At 61.6% G+C, this 23,886-nt stretch carries 17 protein-coding genes and 1 tRNA gene; 8 read left to right on the forward strand and 10 right to left on the reverse strand.

All coding sequences use genetic code 11. From position 1 onward, the window contains the following. Positions 1 to 4: 4 nt before the first annotated feature. Complete coding sequence (locus U0S50_RS15635) at positions 5 to 2,185, forward strand: prolyl oligopeptidase family serine peptidase (protein WP_322309608.1); 2,181 nt, start codon at positions 5 to 7, stop codon at positions 2,183 to 2,185. A gap of 7 nt (positions 2,186 to 2,192) precedes the next feature. Here the strand turns inward: U0S50_RS15635 and U0S50_RS15640 are convergent, their stop codons facing one another. From U0S50_RS15640 to U0S50_RS15660, 5 genes are all read right to left on the reverse strand, one after another. Continuing rightward, complete coding sequence (locus U0S50_RS15640) at positions 2,193 to 2,336, reverse strand: hypothetical protein (RefSeq protein ID WP_153802699.1); 144 nt, start codon at positions 2,334 to 2,336, stop codon at positions 2,193 to 2,195. 58 nt (positions 2,337 to 2,394) lie between these two features. Next, entirely contained in the window at positions 2,395 to 3,510 is a 1,116-nt protein-coding gene (locus U0S50_RS15645) for an asparagine synthase C-terminal domain-containing protein (protein WP_322309609.1), read from the reverse strand. A gap of 596 nt (positions 3,511 to 4,106) precedes the next feature. Further along, positions 4,107 to 4,799 (reverse strand): lasso peptide biosynthesis B2 protein, encoded by a 693-nt coding sequence (locus U0S50_RS15650; RefSeq protein ID WP_322309610.1) that lies wholly within the window; start codon positions 4,797 to 4,799, stop codon positions 4,107 to 4,109. Between the two features lie 10 nt (positions 4,800 to 4,809). Then, on the reverse strand, positions 4,810 to 4,944 hold the full coding sequence (locus U0S50_RS15655; protein WP_137865550.1) for a benenodin family lasso peptide: 135 nt from the start codon (positions 4,942 to 4,944) through the stop codon (positions 4,810 to 4,812). Between the two features lie 514 nt (positions 4,945 to 5,458). After that, a tRNA-Gly gene (locus U0S50_RS15660) sits at positions 5,459 to 5,533 on the reverse strand. Positions 5,534 to 5,709: 176 nt separating this feature from the next. Between U0S50_RS15660 and U0S50_RS15665 the strand changes: the two genes are divergently transcribed. Continuing rightward, positions 5,710 to 6,621 carry a tetratricopeptide repeat protein gene (locus U0S50_RS15665; RefSeq protein ID WP_322309611.1) on the forward strand — a complete coding sequence of 304 codons (912 nt, stop codon included), beginning with the start codon at positions 5,710 to 5,712 and terminating at the stop codon, positions 6,619 to 6,621. 13 nt (positions 6,622 to 6,634) lie between these two features. Further along, the gene (locus tag U0S50_RS15670; protein ID WP_322309612.1) at positions 6,635 to 7,285 is read left to right on the forward strand and encodes an LON peptidase substrate-binding domain-containing protein; all 651 of its coding nucleotides are present in this window, start codon (positions 6,635 to 6,637) and stop codon (positions 7,283 to 7,285) included. 35 nt (positions 7,286 to 7,320) lie between these two features. Here the strand turns inward: U0S50_RS15670 and U0S50_RS15675 are convergent, their stop codons facing one another. After that, positions 7,321 to 8,550 carry an FAD-dependent monooxygenase gene (locus tag U0S50_RS15675; protein WP_322309613.1) on the reverse strand — a complete coding sequence of 410 codons (1,230 nt, stop codon included), beginning with the start codon at positions 8,548 to 8,550 and terminating at the stop codon, positions 7,321 to 7,323. Positions 8,551 to 8,689: 139 nt separating this feature from the next. On the opposite strand from U0S50_RS15675, the gene U0S50_RS15680 reads away from it, so the two are divergent. From U0S50_RS15680 to ribA, 4 genes are all read left to right on the forward strand, one after another. Continuing rightward, positions 8,690 to 11,008, forward strand: a complete 2,319-nt coding sequence (locus U0S50_RS15680; protein ID WP_322309614.1) for an FtsK/SpoIIIE family DNA translocase — start codon at positions 8,690 to 8,692, stop codon at positions 11,006 to 11,008. 132 nt (positions 11,009 to 11,140) lie between these two features. Continuing rightward, complete coding sequence (locus U0S50_RS15685; RefSeq protein ID WP_322309615.1) at positions 11,141 to 11,800, forward strand: outer membrane lipoprotein carrier protein LolA; 660 nt, start codon at positions 11,141 to 11,143, stop codon at positions 11,798 to 11,800. Between the two features lie 973 nt (positions 11,801 to 12,773). Continuing rightward, the gene (locus U0S50_RS15690) at positions 12,774 to 13,565 is read left to right on the forward strand and encodes an exodeoxyribonuclease III (RefSeq protein WP_322309616.1); all 792 of its coding nucleotides are present in this window, start codon (positions 12,774 to 12,776) and stop codon (positions 13,563 to 13,565) included. After that, the gene (gene ribA, locus U0S50_RS15695; RefSeq protein ID WP_322309617.1) at positions 13,562 to 14,635 is read left to right on the forward strand and encodes a GTP cyclohydrolase II; all 1,074 of its coding nucleotides are present in this window, start codon (positions 13,562 to 13,564) and stop codon (positions 14,633 to 14,635) included. The genes U0S50_RS15690 and ribA overlap by 4 nt, the downstream gene beginning before the upstream one ends. 105 nt (positions 14,636 to 14,740) lie before the next feature. Here the strand turns inward: ribA and U0S50_RS15700 are convergent, their stop codons facing one another. From U0S50_RS15700 to U0S50_RS15710, 3 genes are read right to left on the reverse strand one after another with little or no spacing between them, the layout of a single operon-like run. Further along, positions 14,741 to 15,547, reverse strand: a complete 807-nt coding sequence (locus U0S50_RS15700; protein WP_322309618.1) for a LytTR family DNA-binding domain-containing protein — start codon at positions 15,545 to 15,547, stop codon at positions 14,741 to 14,743. Next, complete coding sequence (locus U0S50_RS15705; RefSeq protein ID WP_322309619.1) at positions 15,544 to 16,668, reverse strand: sensor histidine kinase; 1,125 nt, start codon at positions 16,666 to 16,668, stop codon at positions 15,544 to 15,546. Before U0S50_RS15705 ends, U0S50_RS15700 begins: the two co-directional genes overlap by 4 nt. Before the next feature lie 51 nt (positions 16,669 to 16,719). Then, a complete protein-coding gene (locus U0S50_RS15710; protein ID WP_322309620.1) occupies positions 16,720 to 17,241 on the reverse strand; it encodes a helix-turn-helix domain-containing protein in 522 nt (173 codons plus the stop codon). 180 nt (positions 17,242 to 17,421) lie between these two features. On the opposite strand from U0S50_RS15710, the gene U0S50_RS15715 reads away from it, so the two are divergent. Further along, positions 17,422 to 19,515 carry a bifunctional (p)ppGpp synthetase/guanosine-3',5'-bis(diphosphate) 3'-pyrophosphohydrolase gene (locus U0S50_RS15715; protein ID WP_322309662.1) on the forward strand — a complete coding sequence of 698 codons (2,094 nt, stop codon included), beginning with the start codon at positions 17,422 to 17,424 and terminating at the stop codon, positions 19,513 to 19,515. Positions 19,516 to 19,571: 56 nt separating this feature from the next. Here U0S50_RS15715 and U0S50_RS15720 read toward each other — a convergent pair whose 3' ends face one another. After that, entirely contained in the window at positions 19,572 to 23,885 is a 4,314-nt protein-coding gene (locus U0S50_RS15720) for a hypothetical protein (protein WP_416195004.1), read from the reverse strand. Position 23,886 lies beyond the last annotated feature (1 nt).

Consider the following 23,886-nt stretch of genomic DNA (forward strand, 5'->3'; position numbering starts at 1 on the left):
CGATATGAAAATCGCACTCCGATCCGGCCTCCCGGCCGCAGCGCTCCTTGCCGCCGCGGCGCTCTCCCCTGCCGCGCAGGCAGGGGAGAGCAAGGGCAGGCCATGGACGCTCGAGGATATCCTCACAGTTCCCGAAGTGAATGAAATCGCTCTGTCGGACAATGGTCGCCTCGCGATTTACGCTGCCGAGATTGCCGACCTCGATGCCGGAAAGCCAAGATCGCATATTCGCATCGTGGACGTCGAAACTGGTCTGACGAAGGAATTGCTGACGGTCGATACGATCAAGTCGCTGCGACCCGTCCCCGGGACACCCGACTGGAGCGCTTTGATAGACCTTGGCGAAGGCCAGCAACTCTACCGGATCGACGCCGAGGGCAAGCTGCTGCCGCTGATGGTGAACCCCAACCCCGTGCCAGTGGGAAAGGCCGACATGTCTTTCCCGCTCGGCGGCGGCATACGCCCCTCGCATATCGGTATCCTCGACTATGACTGGTCACCCGACGGCAAATGGCTTTGGTATTCACAGCTCAGGGCCAAGGCCGACAGACCTCGAGTCCGGTTCAATCAGGAAGTTACTGCGCTACTTGGCCGGCGACGATCGTCGATCGACATCGAGGTCGACTATCTTCTACGCGGTCCCGACGGAAGCACGACCCGGATCATGACCAGGCCATCGACCGATCGGGTCGCCACCCGCGGCGGGGGTCGCATTCTGTGGCGAGGCGATGAAGTCCAGTTTCGGATCGAGACGAGCGACGGCACTTTGGGTGGTGCCTTCGAGTTCCTGGCGTGGAACCGCGTGAACAAGACGGTGCGCACGCTCGCGAAGCAACGCGACTTGCTCAGCATGTCGATTCTCGGCGGCCCGCGCGGTGGGCAGCTTTCGACAAGCGGGGTGGGCAGCCATCGGGAGCTGCTCGAGACCTCGGCGAATGGTCGACCACACAGCTATGGCCGTGTCAGGTTCGACATCGGCGATTCCCGTTCTGTCGGCTGGAAAAGCAGCCGCGACGGTAGGCGGGTGGTGATCGGGACCAGGGGGCTCGGCGATGCGCGCTATGGTCTCGCGCTCATCGATAAAACAGGGGTGCGTGAACTCCGCGCGGACGCGAGCCTGACGCGATGCGGCTTCGACGGCATGCTCCGGGCTGCCATATGCGTCGAGGAAGGCATGTCCCGGCCGCCGCGCCTCGTTCGCGTGGATCTCGACACAGATAAGATCACAGACCTTGGTCCCATCTCACCAAGACATGAGGAGATCGAACCTCTTCAGGCAATTGCACGCACCTTTGTCAGTCGCGACGGCTATTGGTCGAGCGGCTATGTTTTGCTCCCGCGCGGCCACCGCGCCGGCGACCGACACCCAGCGGTGGTCGTGACCCACGGCACCGATGCAGACGACCGATTTGCCGAGCCCGCAAACCAGTGGAACTATCCAATCCAGCTGCTTGCTGAACGCGGTTATGTGGTTCTTCTCCTCAACGACCCCTCACCCGGCCAGTCGAAGGATTTGATGGACGCCATGCACGCCTGGCTACGGGGTAAAGGTCCCCCCGATCCTGAAACGGTTCAACAAAAACTCTGGCTGACCGGCGTGCACAGCTTCGAGGATGCCGTGACGGAACTTGCCGCTGAGGGGCTGATCGATCCGGCCCGCGTCGGAATCGCCGGCTACAGTCGCGGCTCCCAAATGGTCAACGTCACCGTGACCAACTCAAAAATGTTTCGCGCGGCCTCGAGCGGCGATGGCGGCTTTCTGGAACCCGCCGGCTATGCAACGGGCCGCTCCAGTTATGATGCGGTCTATGGCGGTGCCCCGCTCAGCGACAATATCGAACGCTGGCGCCGATTTGCGCCGTCGCTGAATGCCGACAAAGTCTGTGCCGCGGTGTTGCAGCAAGTGGCTTCGGCATCGCCGTCACAGATCGAACTGTTCGAGGCTTTACGTGCGGCAGGCGTGGCAACCCAGATCAGCTACTATCCGGGAGCAACAGCGGCGTCCGACGAGACGCATGTCTTCTACCTGACAACCAACCGATTGCGCGCGATGCGCGAAAACATTGCGTGGTTCGACTATTGGCTGCTCGACAAGCGGGACGCCGATGCGCCTTTCCCAGATCATGTGGTGAAATGGGATCGCTTGAAGAAGAACTTGCCAGAACGCTGCGCCGCCGCGCCTTGATCCGTGCTCAATCGTATTCGCCGATTCCTGCGAAAGGTATGTAGCGCGAGCCGGTGTCTTCCTCGACGGGGCCGACCGGCTCCAAACCGCGCGTCTGCGCACTGATCGCACCAAGGTCCAAAAGCTCCAACTTGGCGTCTCTGTCTTCCATTGCTCTTCCTCCAAATTGCGGTTCGAATTGAACGCGCATCACATTCTTGTTCTCATGATCAACTTCCCTCCCAATATCGTGACCAATTCTCTGCGGCGACGAATGTGAGGATCCTGTCGATGCGCTCCGTGCCGCGCCAGCTTGGGTCTTCGGGTATGTCGAGAAGTGCAAGATCCAAGACCCCCGACTCCGCAAGGATCCCGCCGCGTAGGCGATCGTGGAGCGCAGAGCGGTGGGCGCGATAGATCGACAGGTGAAAGTCGCCAGGTCCGCCCTTTTGTTTTCGCGCGGTGATCAACTCCGGCAAATATCCTTCGAATGCCTTTCGGGCCACGGCTCTGTTCTGGCCGCCGGCGATCCACTCCCATGTCGGTATAGCGAGACAGGCCTCGACGATCGGCTGCGACATCAGCGGGGCAATATGGGGAGGCATCGTCACGCGCGGATAGAGTTCGACGCCCTTCTGCGCTCGCATCAGATAGGCAGCGTGGACAGTTTTCCCCGGCAGAATATCGTCGGGCGCATCGAGCCAGGGGTGGGAGGCGCCCTCCGCCCTGATCGTTCGCCCGATCTCTTTTCCCAGGCCCGCGAGATTGATGAGGGGACGATGACGCCCACGATTGCGTCGATAGCGATCCCAGCCGTGCTTCAGAACGGTCTTGGCGTCCGCTCCAGTCAACAGGGTGAGATCATACAGGGTAGAAGCCAGGGATGGTCGCGGACCTTCGGCCAATAGCCGATCGATGAAGGGCACCGCGCTTCGTACGCCACAAAGGATGCCGTCGCCGCCATTGCCGGAAAAGAAGGCATCGACGGGTAGTTTGCTGAGCAAGCGACGATGGATTGCCTCATTGGTCTGCTTGTAGAGCGGAGCAACGGGCCAAGGATGATGTGGCGCTGCCGAGACGGTGACGTCAATGTCTTGCAGCTCGCGATGCTCCTCGATCAGCAGCGTGCCGATCGACTCTGCAAGCGCCCGGGCGTACCGGCGCTCATCTCCATCGAAATCGGGGCTCACCAGATTCAGACAGGTCAGCCTCTTGGCCATATTCGCTGCCGACGCCGCAACAATCGAGGAGTCGAGCCCGCCCGACACGCCGACCATGATCGAGGGGAAGCAGGTAGCCCACGCTCCGACGCAGTCCGCTATCGTGCGCCTCAATGCGTCAGTCACTTCGTCGGCGCCAAGGCCGGAACTGGCGACATGATCCCAAGGCGACCAATATTGCTCGGTCCGTAATTCACCCTTGTCGATGACCAGGCATTCGCCGGCGATCAGTTCTTCGACGTCCGATACACATGTCCGTCGCCCCCGAAGATCGCCACCCGCCAGGATGCGAGCGATCTCATTGAGATTTGCCGAACCGGGAGCAGGGTTCGCGAGGTCAGTAATTGATCCTGCAAGCGTCACTCGGCCGCGATCGCGGCGGACATAGCAAGGAAGAAGTCCCGATGGGTCGCGAAATATCCGTACCACACCCGCTGGGTCGGCATGGACCAAGACGTAACCGCCCCAATATTGCCTCAGGAGCCGTTGCGCATCATTGGCCGCAAGACCATCGCCCTCTCCGACTTCAAAAGCCTCGACCCGGCGGCTGGGTGGGCCTCTCGTAAAGAGATGACCGATGATGACGGTCCGAGGAGGCACTGCGATTGCCGGTTCGGCGGTCCATATCCTCACGCCAGATATTTCGAAAGTCGGCGGGCCCTGTTGCTCCGGAGCCGGACGGTTGGTCGACAACTCGACCTCAATTCGAAACCCGCCTGTCATCAGACGGCGAAGATGGGTCGATAGTGGAGAACCATGTCCAAGGAGTCGGTCAGCACGGTATCGCCGACCTGAACCCAACTATGGGCTGCGAAAGGCATGGTGACGCCGAACACCAGCGAGGCTGCCACGCCGCTGCGCCCAAGCATCCGTGTCATGGCAATGCCGCGCACAAGGCATTGGTCATCTGATGACATATAGCGCTTGGCGCGCACGAACGTGGCGGCGATTTCGCGGCAATCGTCCGCACCGGATGGCGCCAGTCGATCAGACCTGCGTCCGAGGCCGTTTACAATATCGCTAAGAGAATATTTCTGAAGATCGCGGCGGGCTCGCCGCTGCTCCCAGATACAGGATATTGTCGCCGCCATCGAGGCCTTTGCGGACGGCTCGTCAAGGAGACTGCGCGCGGCCATCGGGGGGAGAGTTGCAAGCTCAGGATTTCCGTCTGCATCGCCAGCGAGAAGCCCGAGGCTACGCAGATGGTCTTTATCTGCAGACGTTCCGCGACCGGCGAGCACGCGGTCAAACCGTTCGGCGGACTGATCGGTGAGAAGAAAATAGCGGTCGGCGGTAAGATCGAACAGGACCACGGCGCCATCGAAATGGCAGTGATGCAGGCCCGATCGCAGCATGGCGGACATTTCGATAATTGCGCGGGGCAATGCGAATGGCGTGCCGCATGCGAGCGGCACGCCACCGCTTTCAGTCGTCGGCCGTGATGCCGCCGGCGAACAGATAATGTTCGCCTTGATCCTCGTCGACCGGCCCGAGCGGCTCGATACCGCGGGTTTCGACGCTGATGGCGCCGAGGTCGATCAGTTCATTGAAGTCCTTCATCGCTTCTTCCTTCCCAATTCGCGACCAGAATGAGTCGCATTCAGGAAGTTATGCCTCGGGCAGAGTGGCATCTATTTTATAATCCAATAATAATCGGATACCCATCAATCTCCCAAAAAAGTGACCGAGCCAAGGAAACGCACGTCGGGGCGCGCACCACTACCTTTAGCTTTCGCCTGGACATGCGTAGCGGAACCCGGTCACACACTTCAACAATTGCGAAGTGCGCGATTTCATCCCCGATGAACGGAACAATTCGCAATGACAACTGGAACCGAAATTGGATGTTTCTGCGAACTGCATCGAGGTTCGATGGACAGGTCTCCAAGACACGGCCTGGGATAGCCGCAGCCACTTCCCATTCGTAGACGGCTTATGGTCGACCTTGCAGATTCTTTCCGATGCCACGATCCCAAGTGGTGACATTATGGGGACAAACCCCCTCAAAGGCCGCTTTGTCACCACACGTAGCAGTGCACTTGGAGGCCTAAGTCGCTGGAAAATGTAGAAAAACTGGAGCGGGCGAAGGGATTCGAACCCTCGACCCCAACCTTGGCAAGGTTGTGCTCTACCCCTGAGCTACGCCCGCTCTGGCGGCTGGCAACCGGTGGGTGCCAGCGGGTGAGGCGGGCGATTAGCACCGGCTTTTGAACTCGGCAACCCCCTTCATGCTTTTCCTGCCAACATATGCGGTGAAGGGTTGGCATTGGCCATCGACTTCCCACATAAGCAGCCAGCAGATATTCACAAAAGGAGAGCCGGACCGTGGCCACTTTGGGCTTGAACCCCGCAGAAAAGGAGGCTGTCGAAGCCTTTCGCCGCGACGTCGTCGAACCGTCGATGTCCAAGCTGGTCATCCTCGACTTTTGGGCCGAATGGTGCGGGCCGTGCAAACAGCTCGCCCCGATTCTGGAAAAAGTTGCCGAGGATTACGCCGACAAGGGCGTCGTGCTGGCAAAAGTCGATGTCGATGCGAATCGCTTCATCGCTGCCCAGTTCCAGGTCCAGTCGATCCCTACCGTCTATGCCATCTTTCAAGGACAGCCGGTCGCCAACCTGACCAACGCGCGCAGCGAGAGCCAGCTGAAGGCGATGCTCGATCAACTGCTCGCCCAGCTTCCCGTCGAGAGCGAGGCCAAGGATCTGGCGGTCGAGATCGCCCCGCTGATCGATATGGGCGAATCGGTGCTTGCTGAAGGCGACGGCGCGCGCGCCGCCGGTATCTTCAACCAGATCGTCGACATGGCGCCTGACAATGCCGCCGCGCATGGCGGCCTTGTCCGCGCGCTGATCGCAGCTGGCGAAACCGAGGCGGCGCAGGCCGCGCTGGATGCCGTTCCGGCCGAAATCGCTACCGATTCAGCGATCGCTCAAGCGAAAAGTGCGCTCGAACTGGCCGCCAACGCGCCAGATGCAAGCGAACTGGCCGCGTTCGAGGCTGCCGTTGCTGCCAACCCTGACGACCATCAGGCAAGGCTCGACCTGGCCGCTGCGCAGATCGGCGCCGGTCGGCGCGATGCCGCTGCCGACAATCTGCTTCATATCGTCGCCGCCGACCGCGAATGGCAGGAGGGCGCCGCGCGCGCCAAGCTGCTATCACTGTTCGAGGCCGTCGGCCTGGAAGATCCGTGGGTCGCCGCACAGCGCCGCCGTCTGTCGCTGATCCTGTTCGGATAGGGAGAAAGCAGCCATGGGAGAGGCGCTGCCCATGACCATCCAGCGGATTGCGATTTTTCCGTTGCCGGGCGCCGTGTTGTTTCCCGGGCTGCACCTGCCATTGCATATTTTCGAACCGCGCTATTCGGCGATGGTGCAGGAAGTGCTGGCGCGGGATCGCCAGATCGGGATGATCCAGCCGCGTGTGATCGCGGGTGAAGAGAATCGCGAACCGCCTGCATTATACGACATCGGATGCGTCGGCCGGATCATTGATGTCGAAGCGCTCGAAGACGACCGGTTCAACCTGATTCTGGAGGGCGTCGCACGGTTCCGCGTGCTGCGCGAACTCGACGTTACGACCCCCTTCCGGCAGGTCGAGGCCGATATCGAAGTCGAGACTGACGAAAGCGCCGCGCTGTCGAGTATAGAACGCGCCAGCCTGGAACGAGAAGCCAAACGATTCGCCGCGCGGCAGGGCTATGTCGTCGATTGGGATTCAGTTGGAAAGCTCGACGACCTTACGCTCGTCAACGGCATCGCGCAGGTCGCCCCCTTTGATGCCGCGGCGAAACAGGCGCTACTTGAAACCGCCGCACTCGACGCCCGGGCCGAACTGGTCGTCCAGTTGATGCAGTTTTTCGGCCGCTTCGACGGCGATGACGGACGCGCCACCCTGCAATAAAGCCCCCTTGGCAGTGCGTCTCTCGGTGCGCCTGTCTAAATTTCGGCGCCCGCAAGCAAACGTGGCAGATCGCCGGCTTCCCCCCGTGCCTCGTCCATGAAGAAGCGCTTGAGCGCCGGCATACGCTGAACCGCGCCAAGCCCTGCGCGGCGGACCGCCGATGCAGTGCGCCCAGGAATCCCGAAAAGCCTAGTCAATCCATCAGTCGCCAGGCTGACCATCAGATTGTCGAGCCCACGCCACCGCTGATAGCGCGCGAGCAGTGCCGCATCGCCAAGATCGAGGCCGAGCCGTGCGCCTTCGACCAGCACTTCGGCGAGCGCCGCGACATCACGCAGGCCAAGGTTGAGCCCCTGGCCGGCGATCGGATGGATGCCGTGCGCCGCGTCACCGACCAACACGATACGCTCGCCTACGATCCGCGCGCTATGATGAAAGCCGAGCGGATAGGTCATACGTGGCGCGACCAGCTCCATCGTCCCGAGTACACCGCTCGCACGCTTGCCGAGTTCGGCGAGAAAGCCCCGGTCGCCAAGCTTGGCGAAAGCCGGACCGTCCTTTTCCCCCACGGTCCACACAAAGGCGGAGCGATGGCGCCCTTGTTCGTCGTCAACCAACGGGAGCAGTGCGAACGGCCCAGACGGAAAGAAGATTTCGTGTGCGACCTGCCCATGCGGCTTCGAATGGGCAACCGCGCCTATCATCGCATGATGATGATAAGACCAGCCCGCGATGGTAAAACCAGCCGCATCGCGCGTCGGCGACCGACGCCCTTCGGCGACAATCAGCAGCGGCGCCGCCAGCCGCGTCCCGTCAGCCAACGTCAGGGTGGCGCCGTGCGCATCGACACTGCGATCGACAACCCGCGTCGGCATGAACAGCCGGACCAGGGGCGTATCGGCAATCGCCGCAGCCAGCGCCAGGCGAAGCTGGCGGTTTTCCACCATCGTGCCAAGCGCGGGAGAATCGTCCCCGGCAAGGAAGTCTAGCTCTCCGCCTTCGCCGCCATCGCTGACCCGGATCGCTCGGATTGGACAGCCATGACCGGCCAGCCGGTCGGAAATGCCGATGACATCAAACATTTGCCACACGGCGCTGGCGATCGCCGAGGCCCGGCCGTCAAAGCCCGGAGCAATCGTCGCCACCGGATCGGCGGGATCGACGACCTGCGAGGACAAACCGTGGTGGGCAAGCGCCAGCGCAAGTGCCTGGCCGACAAGACCGCCACCGGAGATCAGGACATCGCTGCGCAACACGTCGCTCATGGCTTCTGCCCTAGACCGCAACGCGCCGATTGAAAAGCGGCGAGCGCGACCGGCATCGTTGCGATCGGCCCCGCGCTTGACGGAGAGTCCGGTGCGTGCGCATATCCGCGCTGATTAATCGATAGGGACCGTTTCGAGCATGGCAAGCCGCAAGGCCATTACCGCAAAGGCCGATTGGCGCACCGTTTTCCGCCAGAGTATCGCGCGATCGCTGGTGATCGCCGCGGCGGTCGCGCTCGGGCTGTTCACGCTGTTCCTGACGCTCGCGCTCCTTACCTATGACGGCACCGATGCCGCGATTCATACCGCGGCGGGCGGCGAACCGTCGAACTGGATGGGCGCCGCCGGAGCCTGGTTCGCGGATCTGTTGTTGTTCATCGGCGGCGGTGCGGTGGTGTTGCTGTTGCCGTTGCTTGGTATCATCGCTTGGCGCCTTTGGGCGACAACGCCGCAACCCTATTGGAAACGCCAGCTCGCTTTTGCCTTTATCGGCATATTGCTCGTCGGCCTCGCCGCGGAGCTGTGGGCGCCCGACAGCAATGCGCCGCTTCCCGCAGGGTGGGGCGGCATCATCGCGCTGATCGGCGGCGGTGCCATAGCCCCCTGGTTCGAGCGCGCGGGCGACCCGGCCGCCGCGCTGATTCGGATCGGCACGATCCTGACGCTCGGCGGGACCGGCCTGTGGCTCGGCTGGCGCGCGCTGCGGCTGGAAAAGGGGTGGGCGTCGCGCTTCAAGCTGCCTGCAGCGGACGGCAGCCGTATTGTCGAACCCGGCCGCACCATATCGGCCGAAGATAGCGTGAAAGCGCCGAATCTGATGGACCGCGTCGTGCGCCCACGCCCGCGCGCCGAACCCGCGGACCGGGCGCCGCCCGAAATCACCGACCCCGCCGAACGCAGCGCGCCGTCGAAACCCAAGCCCAAGCCACAGCCCGAACTGTTCACCAATTACCAGCTGCCGTCGATCGACCTGCTGGCGCCGCCGCCCGAAGGGCCGACCGGACAGATCGACAAGGCCGGGCTCGAACGCAACGCGCGCCTGCTCGAATCGGTGCTCGAAGATTTCCAGGTCAAAGGGGTGATCACTGCGGTCCGCCCCGGCCCGGTCGTCACCATGTACGAGCTCGAACCCGCGCCGGGCACCAAGGCAAGCCGTGTATCGAACCTTGCCGACGATATCGCACGCAACATGTCGGCGCTGTCGGCGCGCATCGCACCCATCCCCGGCCGCACGGTGATCGGCATCGAGCTGCCCAACGCGCACCGCGAAGCGGTGGTGCTGCACGAGATGATTGGCAGCCAGCTGTTCCAGGATCAGACCGGCGCCCTGCCGATCATCCTGGGCAAGAATATCAGCGGCGACCCGGTGATCGCCGATCTCGCCCCGATGCCGCACCTGCTGATCGCCGGGACCACCGGTTCGGGTAAATCGGTGGGCCTCAACGCGATGATCCTCTCGCTCCTCTATCGCCTTGGTCCCGACCAGGTGAAGATGATCATGATCGATCCCAAGATGCTCGAACTCAGCGTCTATGACGGCATTCCGCACCTGCTCGCCCCCGTTGTCACCGAACCCAAAAAGGCGGTGCGCTCGCTGAAATGGGCGGTCGAACAGATGGAGGACCGTTATCGGATGATGTCGTCGCTGTCGGTCCGCAACCTGGCGGGCTACAACGACAAGGTGCGCGCCGCACTCGCCAAGGGCAAGTCGCTCGGCCGCCGCGTCCAGACGGGGTACGACCCCGACACCGGCCAGCCGGTCTATGAGGAAGAGACGCTCGACTACCAGCCGCTCCCGCAGATCGTCGTGGTCGTCGACGAACTTGCCGACCTGATGATGACCGCGGGCAAGGAAGTTGAATTCCTGATTCAGCGTCTCGCACAAAAAGCGCGCGCCGCGGGCATTCACCTGATCCTCGCAACCCAGCGTCCGTCGGTGGACGTCATCACCGGCGTCATCAAGGCGAATTTGCCGACGCGCATCAGCTTCAACGTCACCTCGAAAATCGACAGCCGCACCATTTTGGGCGAAGCGGGCGCCGAGCAGCTGCTGGGCAAGGGCGACATGCTGTACGTCCCCGGCGGCAAACAGATCACCCGCATCCACGGCCCCTTCGTTTCCGACGACGAGGTGCGCGCGGTCGCCGACCATTGGCGCGGACAGGGGCGCCCCGACTATGTCGAAAGCGTCACCGAGGATCCCGAGGACGGTGGTTTCGCGATGGAGGGCGCCCCGGCGGGCGGCGACAGCGCCGAGGACCGCATGTACGCAAAAGCGTGCCAGATCGTGGTCGAAAGCCAGAAGGCATCGACGAGCTGGCTGCAGCGACAGTTGCGCATCGGCTATAACAGCGCGGCGCGGCTGATCGAGCGAATGGAGGAGGAAGGGCTGGTCAGTTCGCCCAACCATGTCGGTCGCCGTGACGTGCTGACCGACGAATATGGCCAGCCGCGCTGATCCGTCCGCTCTCGCCAACCTGATGGAACCAACCAGGTGTACCGGGACTTGAACAGCGACCAACGCCGGGTTCAGCGCGGGTTCAATGCCCCGCCGCCATATCCGGTCCGCCAACGCAAGAATGAGAGTGAGATGAAGCTGACCAACATTTCCCATCGCCTGACCTGCGCCGCTGCCTGGGCGCTCGTGCCGGTGTGCGCTGCCGGCATCGCCGTCACCGCCCCGGCAACCGCACAGTCGGCCAATGCGCTGTCATCGGTTCAGACCCACCTCAAATCGACCAGCTCGATGACCGCCGACTTCGTCCAGACCGACCGCAACGGCCAGCGGCTGAACGGCACGCTGACGCTGAAGCGCCCCGGCAAGATTCGCTTCCAGTATCAAAAGGGCATCCCCCTTCTGATTGTCGGCGACGGCAGCCGCCTGACGATGATCGACTATGAAGTGAAGCAGGTGCAAAGCTGGCCGGTGAAAAATTCGCCGCTCGGCGCGCTGCTCGACCCCGACCGCGATCTGTCGAAATATGCGAAGGTCGTGCCCACCGGAAACAACGGCGTGCTCAGCGTCGAGATCAAGGACCCGAAACGCCCCGAATATGGTACAATCACCATGGTGCTCGTCCGAGACGGGGCGGCGCCCGGCGGATTGCGCTTGCATGGCTGGGTCGCACTCGATTCGCAGAACAACCGCACCCGCATCGACCTGTCGAACCAGAAGTTCAACGTCGCGGTCGCTGATTCGAACTTTCGCTGGACCGATCCGCGTCCGAACCGCCGTGGTCGCCCCGGCTGATCCGACCCGCACCGAACACATCCGAAAGAGGCACCGAAGCCACCGAGCGGCTTCGGCGCCTCTTTTTCATCGGTCAACGGACGCCCGGCATCGACAAACTGCATGGGCATCCGGCGCAGCACCATTTCGTTCAGCTTGGCGACAGGGAAGCAAGGCTATTCCAACACTCGAAGGCGCCAACACGGCCCCCGGATTTGGGTTTCCCCCTGTTGCCCCACCGGACTGCCAGGAGCCTTCATTCAAGAGCGTGACGAACGCTGACCTTGAACCCCCGTTCCACCGCCCCTGGGACGGGGGTTTATGATTCCCCCCTGCGCAGAACCCAAACGACCGTAACGGAGTGGGAAGTGGTCATCAAGGTGAAGGAAATTGCCGCTTAGATTGTAACGACGAAAATGGCGTATAATCTAGCTCGAAGATCTCGCCGGGTTTCGGTTCAGGTCCGAGTCCGGCAGAGAACGCAAAGCCAACGTGATTTTGGACGCAACGGACAATCGCGAGGTTGGATTGCCCGTCACCTCTTGCGCTTGGAAAAGACACATAGCTCGTATGAGTCCAAGAGGTGTCTATCGTCACGAACGTTGGACCACAGAAAAACACGGCATCAGCCAAGATTCGTGGTGACGGTATGGTTAAACCACCAAGAACCTTCCTGCCCTCGCTATCTCTTTCATCCCATGTCCCGTCGATTGTGCCGCCCGTCTGGCTGGTAATGCTCAGAACGACATAATCTTGCGAGGAATCATGCTTTGCTTCGGTCAACCCGCCCGAGCAGGCGGTCAACGAGATTAGGCTACAAGCAGTAGCCAGTATCCCACTCGGTAACTCTATCCAGCGGCGTTCCATGGCGCATTATTGAATATCTAGCGAACGCCCACAACCGGTCGCAATCGGCCGTTTCGGGTCGGGCCTCCGCGCACTTTGACGGCAGCGCCATTGCGAACGGCAGCCAGCGCCGATAGAGCCTTGGCGCATGACACGCACCAGCATCGCATCCTGGAACATCAACAGCGTCCGCGCACGCATCGGCATCGTCGAGAAATTTCTGCGCGAAGAAGCTCCCGACGTCTTGTGCCTTCAGGAAACCAAGGTCGAATGCGGACTGTTCCCCGCCGACATGTTCAAAAGCCTTGGGTACACCCACATCGTCACCAACGGCCAGCGGATGCACCATGGCGTCGCGACAATCAGCAAGCTGCCGCTTGCCGATGTGCGCAAATATGACTGGCAGGCGAATGGCGAGGCGCGCCACATCGGCGTTACCCTGCCCTCGGGCGTGCGAGTCGACAATGTCTATATCCCCGCGGGCGGCGACGTTCCCGACCGCGAGCTCAACCCCAAGTTCGGACAAAAGCTCGATTTCCTAGCTCGCATGACCGAATGGTCGGGAGCGCTGCAGGATGCCACGGTCCTGACGGGCGATTTCAATATCGCACCGCTGGCCGAGGATGTCTGGAATCACAAAGCGTTGCTCGACGTGGTCAGTCATACGCCGATCGAGGTCGAAACGCTCGCCCGTTTGCAGGCGGCGTCGCAATGGGTCGATCTGGGGCGCCATTTCATCACCGCTCCTGACCCCCTGTTTACTTGGTGGAGCTACCGCGCCAAGGATTGGGCCGCATCGAACCGCGGTCGCCGGCTCGACCATATGTGGGTCACACCCGACCTGCTGACCAAAGCGGTCGCGCACCGCATCGTCCAGCCGGCGCGCGGCTGGGAGCGCCCGTCGGACCATATTCCGCTGATCACCGAGTTCGCCTTTTGAACGAGGCGCCGGCCCATCCCGGCGCCCGCCGCGCCGCGCGCGCCATCGACGCGCTGCGCCGCGGCTGGCCTGTACGTGTCAGCGGCGCCGATGGCGCGCTTGACCTGCTGGCAATCGAAAGCGCCTCCGACGCGGCGCTCGCGGCCTTTGCGGATACCCCCGCCGACATATTGCTGTCAGGCGAGCGCGCAGTAACGCTGAAACTCACCAACCAGCGCGCCGCTGCGACGCCAGGTCCGGTACGGCTGCACGAGGCGGCTACAAATGTCGCCGCAGCCTTGGCGATCGCCGATCCCGCGCTCGACCTCGCCAATCCGTTGAAAGGCCCCTTTTCCACGGCCGCAACCGCCGGCGAAACCGCTGCTGCCGCGGCGATGGTAATGGCGCGCCACGCCGGTCTGCTCCCCGCCTTTTTCGTGCGGAATGCAACGGGCAATGCCGATAGTGAATGCGAAGTCACCGATGTCGGTGCCCTACTCGACCCAGCGCGGTTGGCCATCGCAGCACGGGCACGGCTGCCGGTGGCGGCAAGCGAATCTGCCGAGATCGTCGCATTTCGCACGCCGGAAGAACCATCGGATCATGTCGCACTGGTCATCGGCCGCCGCGATGCGAACCCGCCGGTCGTGCGGTTGCACAGCGAATGCTTGACAGGTGATGTTCTCGGCAGCCTGAAATGCGATTGCGGCCCGCAACTCCACGCCGCGCTCCACGCGATGGCCGATGCCCCCTGGGGCGTCCTGCTTTATCTGCGACAGGAAGGGCGCGGGATCGGCCTCGTCAACAAGCTGCGCGCCTATGCGTTGCAGGATCAGGGTTATGACACGGTCGACGCCAATCTGCGCCTGGGCTTCCCGGTCGAGGCGCGCGACTTCGCGATCGCAGCACGGATGCTTGCATTGCTCAACGTGCCGCGCATCCGGCTGATGACGAACAATCCGGAGAAGGTCGCGCGGTTGGCAAAGGAAGGCGTCGACGTCGTCGAACGCATTCCGCTGGCTCTGCCCACCAACCCGCATAATGTGCATTATCTGGCGACCAAGCGCGACCGAACGGGGCACCAGCTCTAACGCTCTGCCAGTGCGGGAAGTGCCAAGCCGGATGACGTAGCGTGGCAATCCAGAGCCCTTGGGCTGGCCCTGAATTGCTGCGCTACGCCCGCAATGACGAAGGCGTCAGTGCACGAACCTTGCCACCACGTCGCGGTAACTGCGGCTCACCTTCACCTGCGCCCCCGAACCGAGCACCAGGAAGCACTCGCCATTGGTGTGCGGCTTCACCTGCTTGACTTGCGACAGGTTCACGATCGTCGAACGGTGAACGCGCTGGAAATTGCGTGGGTCGAGACGCTTTTCAAGATCCTTCATCGTTTCGCGCAGGATCAGGCTGTTATCGGCGGTATAGATGCACATATAGTCGCCGGCCGCATCGATGCGCTCGATGCTGTCGACATCGACGCGGAAAATCTGGCCGCGATCCTTGATGTTGATCATCTTCTCGTAGCGGTCGGCAGCAGGCGCCTCCCCCGCATGATCGCTATCGAATTCCTCGACCGCTTCGGGCGCGACCTCGGCCAGCACCGTCTTCAGCCGCTCGACCTCTGCCGCGCCGCGCTTTTCGGCAAGGCGTTGGCGCACCCTGTCAAGCGCATCGGCCAGCCGCTCGGGCTCGACAGGCTTGACCAGATAATCGACCGCCTGCGCCTCGAAGGCGCGGATTGCATGATCCGAATAGGCGGTGACGAACACGACCAGCGGTGGTTCAACCTCCATCAGCCCCTGGATCACCGAAAAGCCGTCGAACCCCGGCATCTGGATGTCGAGGAAGACGAGATCGGGCTTGTGGGTCTTGATCTTGCGGATGGCCTCGCGGCCATTCTGCGCGGTGTCGACCACCTCGACATCACCATGCGGCTCAAGCCGCAGTTGCAGCCCTTGAGTCGCCAATTTTTCATCATCCACCAGGATGGTTCTGATCGTCATGTCTGTCCGGTTCCAATCGTCGCTTGTCCATCGGGTTGAAACGGAAACTCGATAATGACCGTGAAGCCGCCTTCTGCACCCGCATGCACATCAAACCGCTGCTGATCGCCAAAAGCCTGCGCCAGCCGGTCCCTGATGTTGGCTAAACCCACACCGGTCGATTCCGTTGCAATGCCTGTGGTGGGGTCGGCGCCGTCGGCTGACAATCCCGCGCCGGTGTCGGACACGGTGATCCGGACATTTTGACCGGCAAGCTGCGCCGACAGGGTGATATCGGCCCCTTCCTCCTGCGGTGTCACTGCATATTTGATCGCATTCTCGATCAGTGGTTGCAGCAGCAACGAGGGCAAACGGGCCCGCGCCACGGCGGGATCGATCGCAAAATGCGGGCGCAGCCGATCCTCGAAGCGCATTTTTTCGATATCGAGATAGAGTTTCAGCGTCTCGATCTCCTGCGCCAGCGTCACCTGCGCGGTGGGCTCGTTCGCCAAGGTATAGCGCAAAAAGGCCGACAGGCGCGACAACATGGCATTCGCAGGCTCAGACTGCTTGAGCAGTACCAGCGTCGAAATACTGTTGAGCGTGTTGAACAGGAAATGCGGGTTGAGCTGGTATCGCAGCATCGCAAGCTGCGCCGACGCCGCCTGGGCTTCCAGCCGCAGCATCCGGTCATTCTGCTCCTCAAGCTGAAGGAAATAGTTGATCGCGAAATAGAGCGCAGACCAGGCGCCGAGCGACGTCGCATCGATATAGATGGCGCCGAGCAGCAGGCTGGTGAAACCCGCTTCACTCGCTGGATTCTGGATCTGCGCGACCCATGCGTCGATGAACGCCCACAGTGCGGTCGCAAGCCCCGCGAGCCCGAAGCTGACGCTCCACATCAAAATCGGGCGGCGGTTGATCAGCGCGCGGTAACAGACCGACAAGATGAGGGTCAGCGAAAAGCCGGTTATCGCCGAAATCGTCTGCGGGATCAGAAAGGTGAAGCTTTGCCCATTGGCAAGCCCCGATACGCCGCGCAGACCAAGCCATGCGGCCCAGCCCAATATCTGGAGATTCCAGAAGGCACGTACCTTGTTACCGAAAAAGGGTCCCGGCGTGGACAATCCGAACAGGGGCATGGTGGCTGCGGAAGCTGGCAAGTCAGTGGGACAGGAACGCGGCGCGGCGGATCATTCGGCCGCGACCGGAGCCGTGCGCGCGCTCGCGCGCACCCGCGCCTGGCCAAGCGGCTGCAACTCGGAGCGGTGCTTCCACACCAATTCCCGGTAACCGAGCGGACGCCCGTCGTGCGCCGTAATCGTCACCGGTCCGATCGGTTGTTCGTCGCGGGTATCGACGAGCACCGGGGTCGAAGGCACACCAGCCCCCCAATTTTCGCCCCATTGCCGAAGCGCGATCATCGCAGGCAGCAACGCAACGCCCTTGTCGGTGAGTTGATAGCGAACCTTGCGGCGATCCTCGGCCATCACCTCGCGCGCCATGATCCCGTGATCTACCAGCTTCGACAATCGGTTCGACAGGATATTGCGGGCGATATTAAGCTCTTGCTGAAACTCTTCGAAATGATGGACGCCGTTGAAGGCGGCCCGCAGGATCATGAAAGACCAGCGCTCACCCATCGCTTCCAACGCCAGCGGCAGCGCGCAATGCCCGCCATCCAGATCGTTCAGCTTTTCGCGTAGTTTGCTCATGGCCATGCCCTAACGTAAAATCACCCCTGCGCCAAAAGAATATAAGGCATTGGTTGCATCGTGCAACGGACCAGCGTGTACGATGCTTGCAAAGAATTTTCGCAATGTTGCTGGTGCACAGCGTAGGGCGCACACAAATTTCGCATTGCAATTGGCGCGCCATGAACGACATTGGCCCTGATGCTGAGGCAATATGAACTTGTCGAGCGCGTTCGCGCTTATGATCCCGACGTCGACGAGACGCTGCTGAATCGCGCCTATGTCTTCACAGTGCAAAAGCATGGCAGCCAGAAGCGCGCGTCAGGCGACCCCTATTTCAGTCACCCGGTCGAAGTCGCGGGCATATTGACCGATCTGCATCTCGACAGCGAAACGATCGTCACCGCGCTGCTTCACGACACGCTCGAAGACACGCTGACGACACCGGAAGAAATCGAGCGACTGTTCGGTGCCGATGTCGGCCGCCTGGTCGACGGCGTGACGAAACTGAGCAAGATCGAGGCGCAAACGGAAAATGAGCGCGCCGCTGAGAATCTGCGGAAGTTCCTGCTCGCCATGTCGGACGACATCCGCGTGCTGCTGGTCAAGCTTGCCGATCGTCTGCACAATATGCGGACGCTGCACTTCATCAAAAATCCCGACAAGCGCCGCCGGATCGCAAAGGAGACGATGGACATCTATGCCCCGCTCGCCGAGCGGATCGGCATGTATGAATATATGCGCGAGATGCAACTGCTCGCCTTTCGTGAGCTCGAACCCGAAGCCTATGCGACGATCACCGGCCGCCTCGCAAAGCTGACCGCCGGGGGAAAAGACAAGGTTGCGGCGATCAGCCGCGAGTTCAAGGAACTGCTTGCCAAAAACGGTATCGACGCCGATGTGTCAGGGCGCGAAAAACACCCCTATTCGATCTGGCGCAAGATGCAGGAGCGCCACGTCAGCTTTGAACAGGTCACTGACATCATCGCCTTTCGCATTGTCACCCCAACCGATGCCGATTGCTATGCCGCGCTGGGCCTCATTCATCGCAAATGGAAAATGGTTCCCGGGCGGTTCAAGGATTATATTTCGACGCCCAAACGCAACGGCTATAAATCGCTGCACACGACGATCATGCACCAGCAGAATATGCGGATCGAAATCCAGATTCGCAGTGTCGAAATGCATCAACAGTCCGAATTCGGACTCGCTGCACACTGGGCGTACAAGCAGGGCGGCGGTAGCCCCGACGGGCAGGCGGGCTGGATTCGCGACCTCATCGAAATCCTCGAACAAACGCATGATCCTGACGAACTGCTCGAAAACACGCGCATCGCCATGTATCAGGACCGCATCTTTGCCTTCACGCCAAAGGGCAGCCTGTTTCAGCTGCCCAAGGGGGCCACCCCGGTCGATTTCGCCTATGCCGTCCATACCGGACTGGGCGACCGCACCGTCGGAGCAAAGGTGAACGGACGCCTGGTCCCGCTGCGCACACAGCTGGTGAACGGCGACACCGTTGAAATTCTGTCGTCGGAAAAGCAGACGCCACAGCCCGCCTGGCTGGGTTTTGCCGTAACCGGCAAGGCACGCGCCGCGATCCGCCGCCATGTACGATCGAAGGAGAAGGTCGAATTGGCGGCGCTCGGCCGCAAAATGTATGACGAGATCATCGCGCGCCTGCCCAACCGGATCGGCGACAAGGCACGTGCCGCCGCGCGCGAACGGCTGAAGCTGGAAGATGACACCGCCCTTTTCGTCGCGATCGGCAAGCGGCGCCTGTCCGACGACGCGGTTCTGGAGGCGCTGGTGCCCGGGATCACAACCGAGATGAAGACCAAGCCCGGAAAGCTGCGCCAGGGCGCGGCAGTGTCGATCGAAGGACTGACCCCTGGCGTCGCCTATAAGTTGGCTGATTGCTGCCACCCGGTTCCCGGCGACCGGATCGTCGGGCTTGCCCGCGAGGGCGAAGGAATCGAGGTTCATGTCATCGATTGCCCCAGCCTGGCCGATGGCATTGACGCAGACTGGATCGACCTGCGCTGGCAGGAGGATAGCGAAGGCGGCAATGCGCGGCTGTGCGTCGTCATCCTGAACGAACCCGGCACGCTCGCCGAAATGTCGGGCATATTGGCCGCCAATTCAGCGAACATCACCAATTTGCGCCTGTCGAACCGTGAAGGCGGATTTCACACATATGACATGGTCGTCGAAGTGCGCGACGTCCAGCATGTCATGCGCATCCTGTCGGCGCTACGCGCATCGGACATGGTTGTTCAGGCCGAACGGCTCTAAGATACCGGGGTCGGCCCATCGCCTCGGCCCGCGGCCGAAGCGATGGGCCGAAAAGATCAGTTCGAATAAGCGAGCGGCGGCCGCCATCCGCCCTGATCGACTTCGTCTCGAACCTTGTACACCAGCCCCTTGCCGTTCAGGAACAGCGCCTCCATTTCGCTGCGTGTGAAGGGGCGCGAGCCCAGGCGGCCGAACACCGCCATCTGCCCCCCCGTTTCATCGACAGCGCGATCGCGGTCGAGCCCTTTCGACAACGCAAGGGCTGGAGAGGGGGTCTTTGCCCAGGCGATCAATTCAGGCGTCGGCTTGGGCGAAAAACCATAAAGACCGGGATTGTTCGGGCTGGTCAATTGCACGACCTTGATGCCGCCGCGCCCGTCGGCGACATAGGCAAAGAGCGAAGCGTTGGTCGAAGCGACGATGACATCCTCCGCATCCTGCATCGCCCCGCCAAAGGTCTGGGCAGGCCAGACGACAGGCTGGGCCGGCTGGGTCACATCGACGATGATCAATCCGTCCCGCTTCGCCGCGACATACATATAGGTGCGCGCAAGATAGATTTTGCGTGCATCCGCCAAGCGCACGGTGCCCGATGGCACTGCCACAGGCTGCGCCATATTGGTGATGTCGAACAATTTCACCCCATCGGCGTCCGTTACCCAAAGATAGCGGAACTGCACCGCGCTCGCCCGCGCATCAGTCAGAGGCACCTGCGCCGTCACTCTGGGCTCGAGCGGGCGTGTCAGATCGAGCACCACCACACCCGAATCGGCGGTGACATAGGCAAAGCTGCCAGCAAGCGTGATGTGCCGGGCACCTGCCAGCACATTGCCCTCGTTCCATGTCAGCGCACGCTTCAGCTTGTTGTTGCGAAATTCGCCGTCGGCCAGCGTATCGATATCGACCAGCACCAGCCCCTCGACGCTATCAGTGATCACCGCATAACGGTAGATGTCATGCATCACCTGTTCGTGGTTTTCAGGGAAGTTCTTCACGATATTCTCGTTGCGCGAGACGCTGATCGGCTGGGTCGTGGCGATCGCCATGCAGGTCGCGTTTTTCGTTCGGACATGGGTGTCATGCCCGAGCGGGGAGAAAGGCGCCCGCACGATACGCTCAGAGAACCCCTTGTTGCCGATCGAGGCGATGTCATAGACGCGGAAACCGCCCCGACCTTCGGCCACAAACATATATTCGCCGCGCTGCTGCAGACAGTTCACCTGGCCGCTCGTCCCCTGGACGATATTGGCGAATTCCTCCAGCGCCTTGGTCTCTCCCGACCCCTTCGCGTCGAACGTCTTGCCACGAACCCAGTTCTTAAGCTCACGGCCATTTTGTTCGACGTGCATCCGCCAATAGTCGGGATAGGCATAGCGGTGGAGATAGCTGCCGATCACGGCCTGTGGCTCGTCCCATTCGGTAACGCGCGTGGCCTGAAAGCCATCCTCCATCCCCGACCAGACATTGAGGCCGACGAAGTTCACGAAGTTGGTACCCAGCAACAACAGCTGCGACATGATCGCATTATTGTCGTCGGCGGCCGACAGATGACAGTCCGTGCACTGCTTGGTTTCCTGTCGCCGGACAGTGTGCGGGAAATGCGGCGCAAAGGCCTGACTGGAGTAGCCGGCCGAAGAAATCGGTGGCTGCTGAATATAGATGCGCTCGCGGTTAATGTTGGTCGATGACAGAATCAACGCCGAGGTCGAACGCACTGGGGCAATGATACCGCGCGGATTGCCATCCGAATCGGGCTCGCCCGGCTTGGTAAGCTGGTGCCGTCCGAGCTGGAACATTTCATCACGCGCCACCTGGGGGTTGTAGGTGGCGAAGTTCCGCGTCTCCTCCCCCTCGAAATGGTGCATCTTGGTTTTCCAGTTCGCCTCGATCGGCAGGTGACAGCCACCACAGCTGGTCGTCCACGACAGATGGCAGGTAAAACAAGTCATCTTGTCGTCGCCGTGGGCGCGATCCTCTTTGGCGACGCCCGGGCCCCATTCGAATTCACCGCTATCCGCGCCCGCACGCGCCATCAGCTTGGCCCGCGCCGCCTTGGCATTGAAATGCGGTCCGGGCGTCACGGCCTGCTTGACCAGGCTGACCCGCCATTCAAGCTTGGGATCGACGATCGATCGCTGGATCAGGCCCACCACCTCGGCGTCGTCATTATACTGAAATTCGAACCGGCGACGTCCATCGGGATTGCGCAGCAGCGCAAGATTGGTCCCTTGTGGGCGCGCCGCGACGTTCGAGGTCAGCAGATTGGGCAGCGCGTCGGCGGTGCCATGGCAATCCTTGCAACTGATTTCGACCGCGTTCGCGACTTCGCCTTGAATATAGCCATTGCCGTGCGCATCCTGCGCGAAATGGCAGTCGGCGCATTGCATCCCCTTTTCGGCGTGGATGTCCATCATGTGGACCGTCTTGCCCGGATTGAGTCCAGCCGGGACAAACTTGCCCTCGCGTCCATCGGACGTCGCACTCGACAGGCAGAGGTCGCGTTCCCCAGCATCCGTATAGCTTGCGCAGCTCTTGCGCCATTTTTCAGGGTCAGCCGGGTCGACAATATGCGCGGCATCGGTGCCATAAGTCGCCATATTACCGTCTGCTGTGAGCAGATTGCCGTTCCGGTCGCGCTTGAAAATTCCCCGGAAATTCCATCCATGACCGTGATAATCGGCGAACTGCGTATCGCGGTTGCTGTCATTGACGTCATAAACGTCGCGCAAGAACTCGACGTCTGCCCACAAACCTCGCGGGGCTGCGCCTTCCGGGTTGCGTTCAAGCACCTGATGGACTTCCGCAGCCGTCGGATACCGCTGTTGTTTATACTTCGCCTGATAATCCTCGTCGCTCATCCCCGCGGGGCGCGGCGCGGTATTTTCCGGCCCCGGCCATAATTGCGGCGCGTCGGATTCATAATCCCACATCGTGTAACCGAGATAGGAGTTCAGGAAGATATTCGGCTGATGCATGTGGCAGGTCATGCATTGCGAGGTCGGGATCGCGCGGGTGAAAGCATGGCTGATCGGGTGGCCCGATTCGCGGCGCGGCGTCGTTGGCAATGGATCGCCATCAGCCGCATCCGCCGGTTTGATCAGCGATCCGTGGCCGCCGCCTGCGTGATGATCGTCATCCGGCGCCGTACCGGCATCGCCTTTCCCATGCGGTTCAGCACCATGGCTGCCCGCCAGGTTCCATTTCTTGCCCGATATCGTGGGATCGACCGTCGCCGTTTCGCCGTCGCGACCGAATTTTGCATAGGTCAGGCTGTGCCGCGGTTCACGATCGTTCGCATAGATGACATGACAGCCAGCACAGCCCGAATGGCGATAGTCGCCCGGCTGGTCGTTAGTGCCCATGAACCACATGAAAGGATCGTTCAGGCGCGTCTTGTGGATGTTCAGCACCGGGATAGCGACGCGCAGCCCCGTGGCAGGGCCCCGGTTTGACTGTTTCAGGTCAGGGCGCCCCGGCTCCTCCAGTCGCTGGATCTGGCCGGTCGGGTTGGGCAGTCCGATTTCCGGGAATTGGGTATTGATATTGCGGCCACCGCGTTCGAACACACGGAAAACATCACCCGGCGGTATCACGCTCCAGCGCGGCAACGGATACATTTTGGCGAGTGCGCCGCGCTTGCGTTCGTCGTCGGTCAATATCTTGTCAAAGCCGAAGCCGGGCTTGCACGCTTCCTTATACTCTTCCGCCGTCAATCGCGACGAAGGCGACAGGATGCACGCCGGTTCGCCGGTTCGCGTATAGGCTTCGCCGAACACATAATTCTTATAGGGCACAATGCCGTTGTTATAGGCCGCCCCGCCCCATAGCATCGCGCCGGTCGACATCAGCGAGCGCTCGGTCGCCTCGATCACTTCCATGTGGCATGCCCCGCACGCCTCGCGCGCGACACGATAGTCGCTGGGATTGACGAACCGGATGAATTCCGGCGCCTCCTTGTTGAGCAGGGTATAGCTGCGCTCGGGATTGGCTGAACTGTCGTGCCATGCACCCGGCAGGGTCGGCTGCGGATGCGCAGCCTTCATCGCCGCGATATTATAGGGGTTGTCGTAACCGAGCTCCGGCCTGCCGACCGCGGCAGCCGATTCAGCGTCGCCGCCGTGGCAATCGGTGCACCCCAGCCTGACCGCCGGGGTCGCGTGCATCGACGGCTGATCGGTCTTGGTGTGACAGCTGTAACACCCCTCCGACTTGAGCACGACATCGGCCTCGCTCTGTTCGCGCGGCGCCGGCGGGGTGAAGCGATACTCGATCTTGAGCGGCTTTTCCTCCTCGGCGGCGCGCGTAACGCTGACACCAAGGCTGATGCTCATCAACAGAAAGGCCAGAAGGGCGAATAGCTTTCGGGTCATC

Source organism: Sphingopyxis sp. (assembly GCF_034380315.1).
Classification (GTDB): domain Bacteria; phylum Pseudomonadota; class Alphaproteobacteria; order Sphingomonadales; family Sphingomonadaceae; genus Sphingopyxis.

Excerpts from the sequence above, each read along its gene's own strand:
- U0S50_RS15675 (WP_322309613.1), bottom strand. The coding sequence starts at position 8,550 with ATGAGCGACGTGTTGCGCAGCGATGTCCTGATCTCCGGTGGCGGTCTT.
- U0S50_RS15640 (WP_153802699.1), bottom strand. The coding sequence starts at position 2,336 with ATGGAAGACAGAGACGCCAAGTTGGAGCTTTTGGACCTTGGTGCGATC.
- U0S50_RS15690 (WP_322309616.1), top strand. The coding sequence starts at position 12,774 with ATGACACGCACCAGCATCGCATCCTGGAACATCAACAGCGTCCGCGCA.
- U0S50_RS15635 (WP_322309608.1), top strand. The coding sequence starts at position 5 with ATGAAAATCGCACTCCGATCCGGCCTCCCGGCCGCAGCGCTCCTTGCC.
- U0S50_RS15685 (WP_322309615.1), top strand. The coding sequence starts at position 11,141 with ATGAAGCTGACCAACATTTCCCATCGCCTGACCTGCGCCGCTGCCTGG.
- U0S50_RS15710 (WP_322309620.1), bottom strand. The coding sequence starts at position 17,241 with ATGAGCAAACTACGCGAAAAGCTGAACGATCTGGATGGCGGGCATTGC.
- U0S50_RS15700 (WP_322309618.1), bottom strand. The coding sequence starts at position 15,547 with ATGACGATCAGAACCATCCTGGTGGATGATGAAAAATTGGCGACTCAA.
- U0S50_RS15715 (WP_322309662.1), top strand. The coding sequence starts at position 17,422 with ATGCTGAGGCAATATGAACTTGTCGAGCGCGTTCGCGCTTATGATCCC.
- U0S50_RS15680 (WP_322309614.1), top strand. The coding sequence starts at position 8,690 with ATGGCAAGCCGCAAGGCCATTACCGCAAAGGCCGATTGGCGCACCGTT.
- U0S50_RS15670 (WP_322309612.1), top strand. The coding sequence starts at position 6,635 with ATGGGAGAGGCGCTGCCCATGACCATCCAGCGGATTGCGATTTTTCCG.
- U0S50_RS15720 (WP_416195004.1), bottom strand. The coding sequence starts at position 23,885 with ATGACCCGAAAGCTATTCGCCCTTCTGGCCTTTCTGTTGATGAGCATC.
- U0S50_RS15655 (WP_137865550.1), bottom strand. The coding sequence starts at position 4,944 with ATGAAGGACTTCAATGAACTGATCGACCTCGGCGCCATCAGCGTCGAA.
- U0S50_RS15705 (WP_322309619.1), bottom strand. The coding sequence starts at position 16,668 with ATGCCCCTGTTCGGATTGTCCACGCCGGGACCCTTTTTCGGTAACAAG.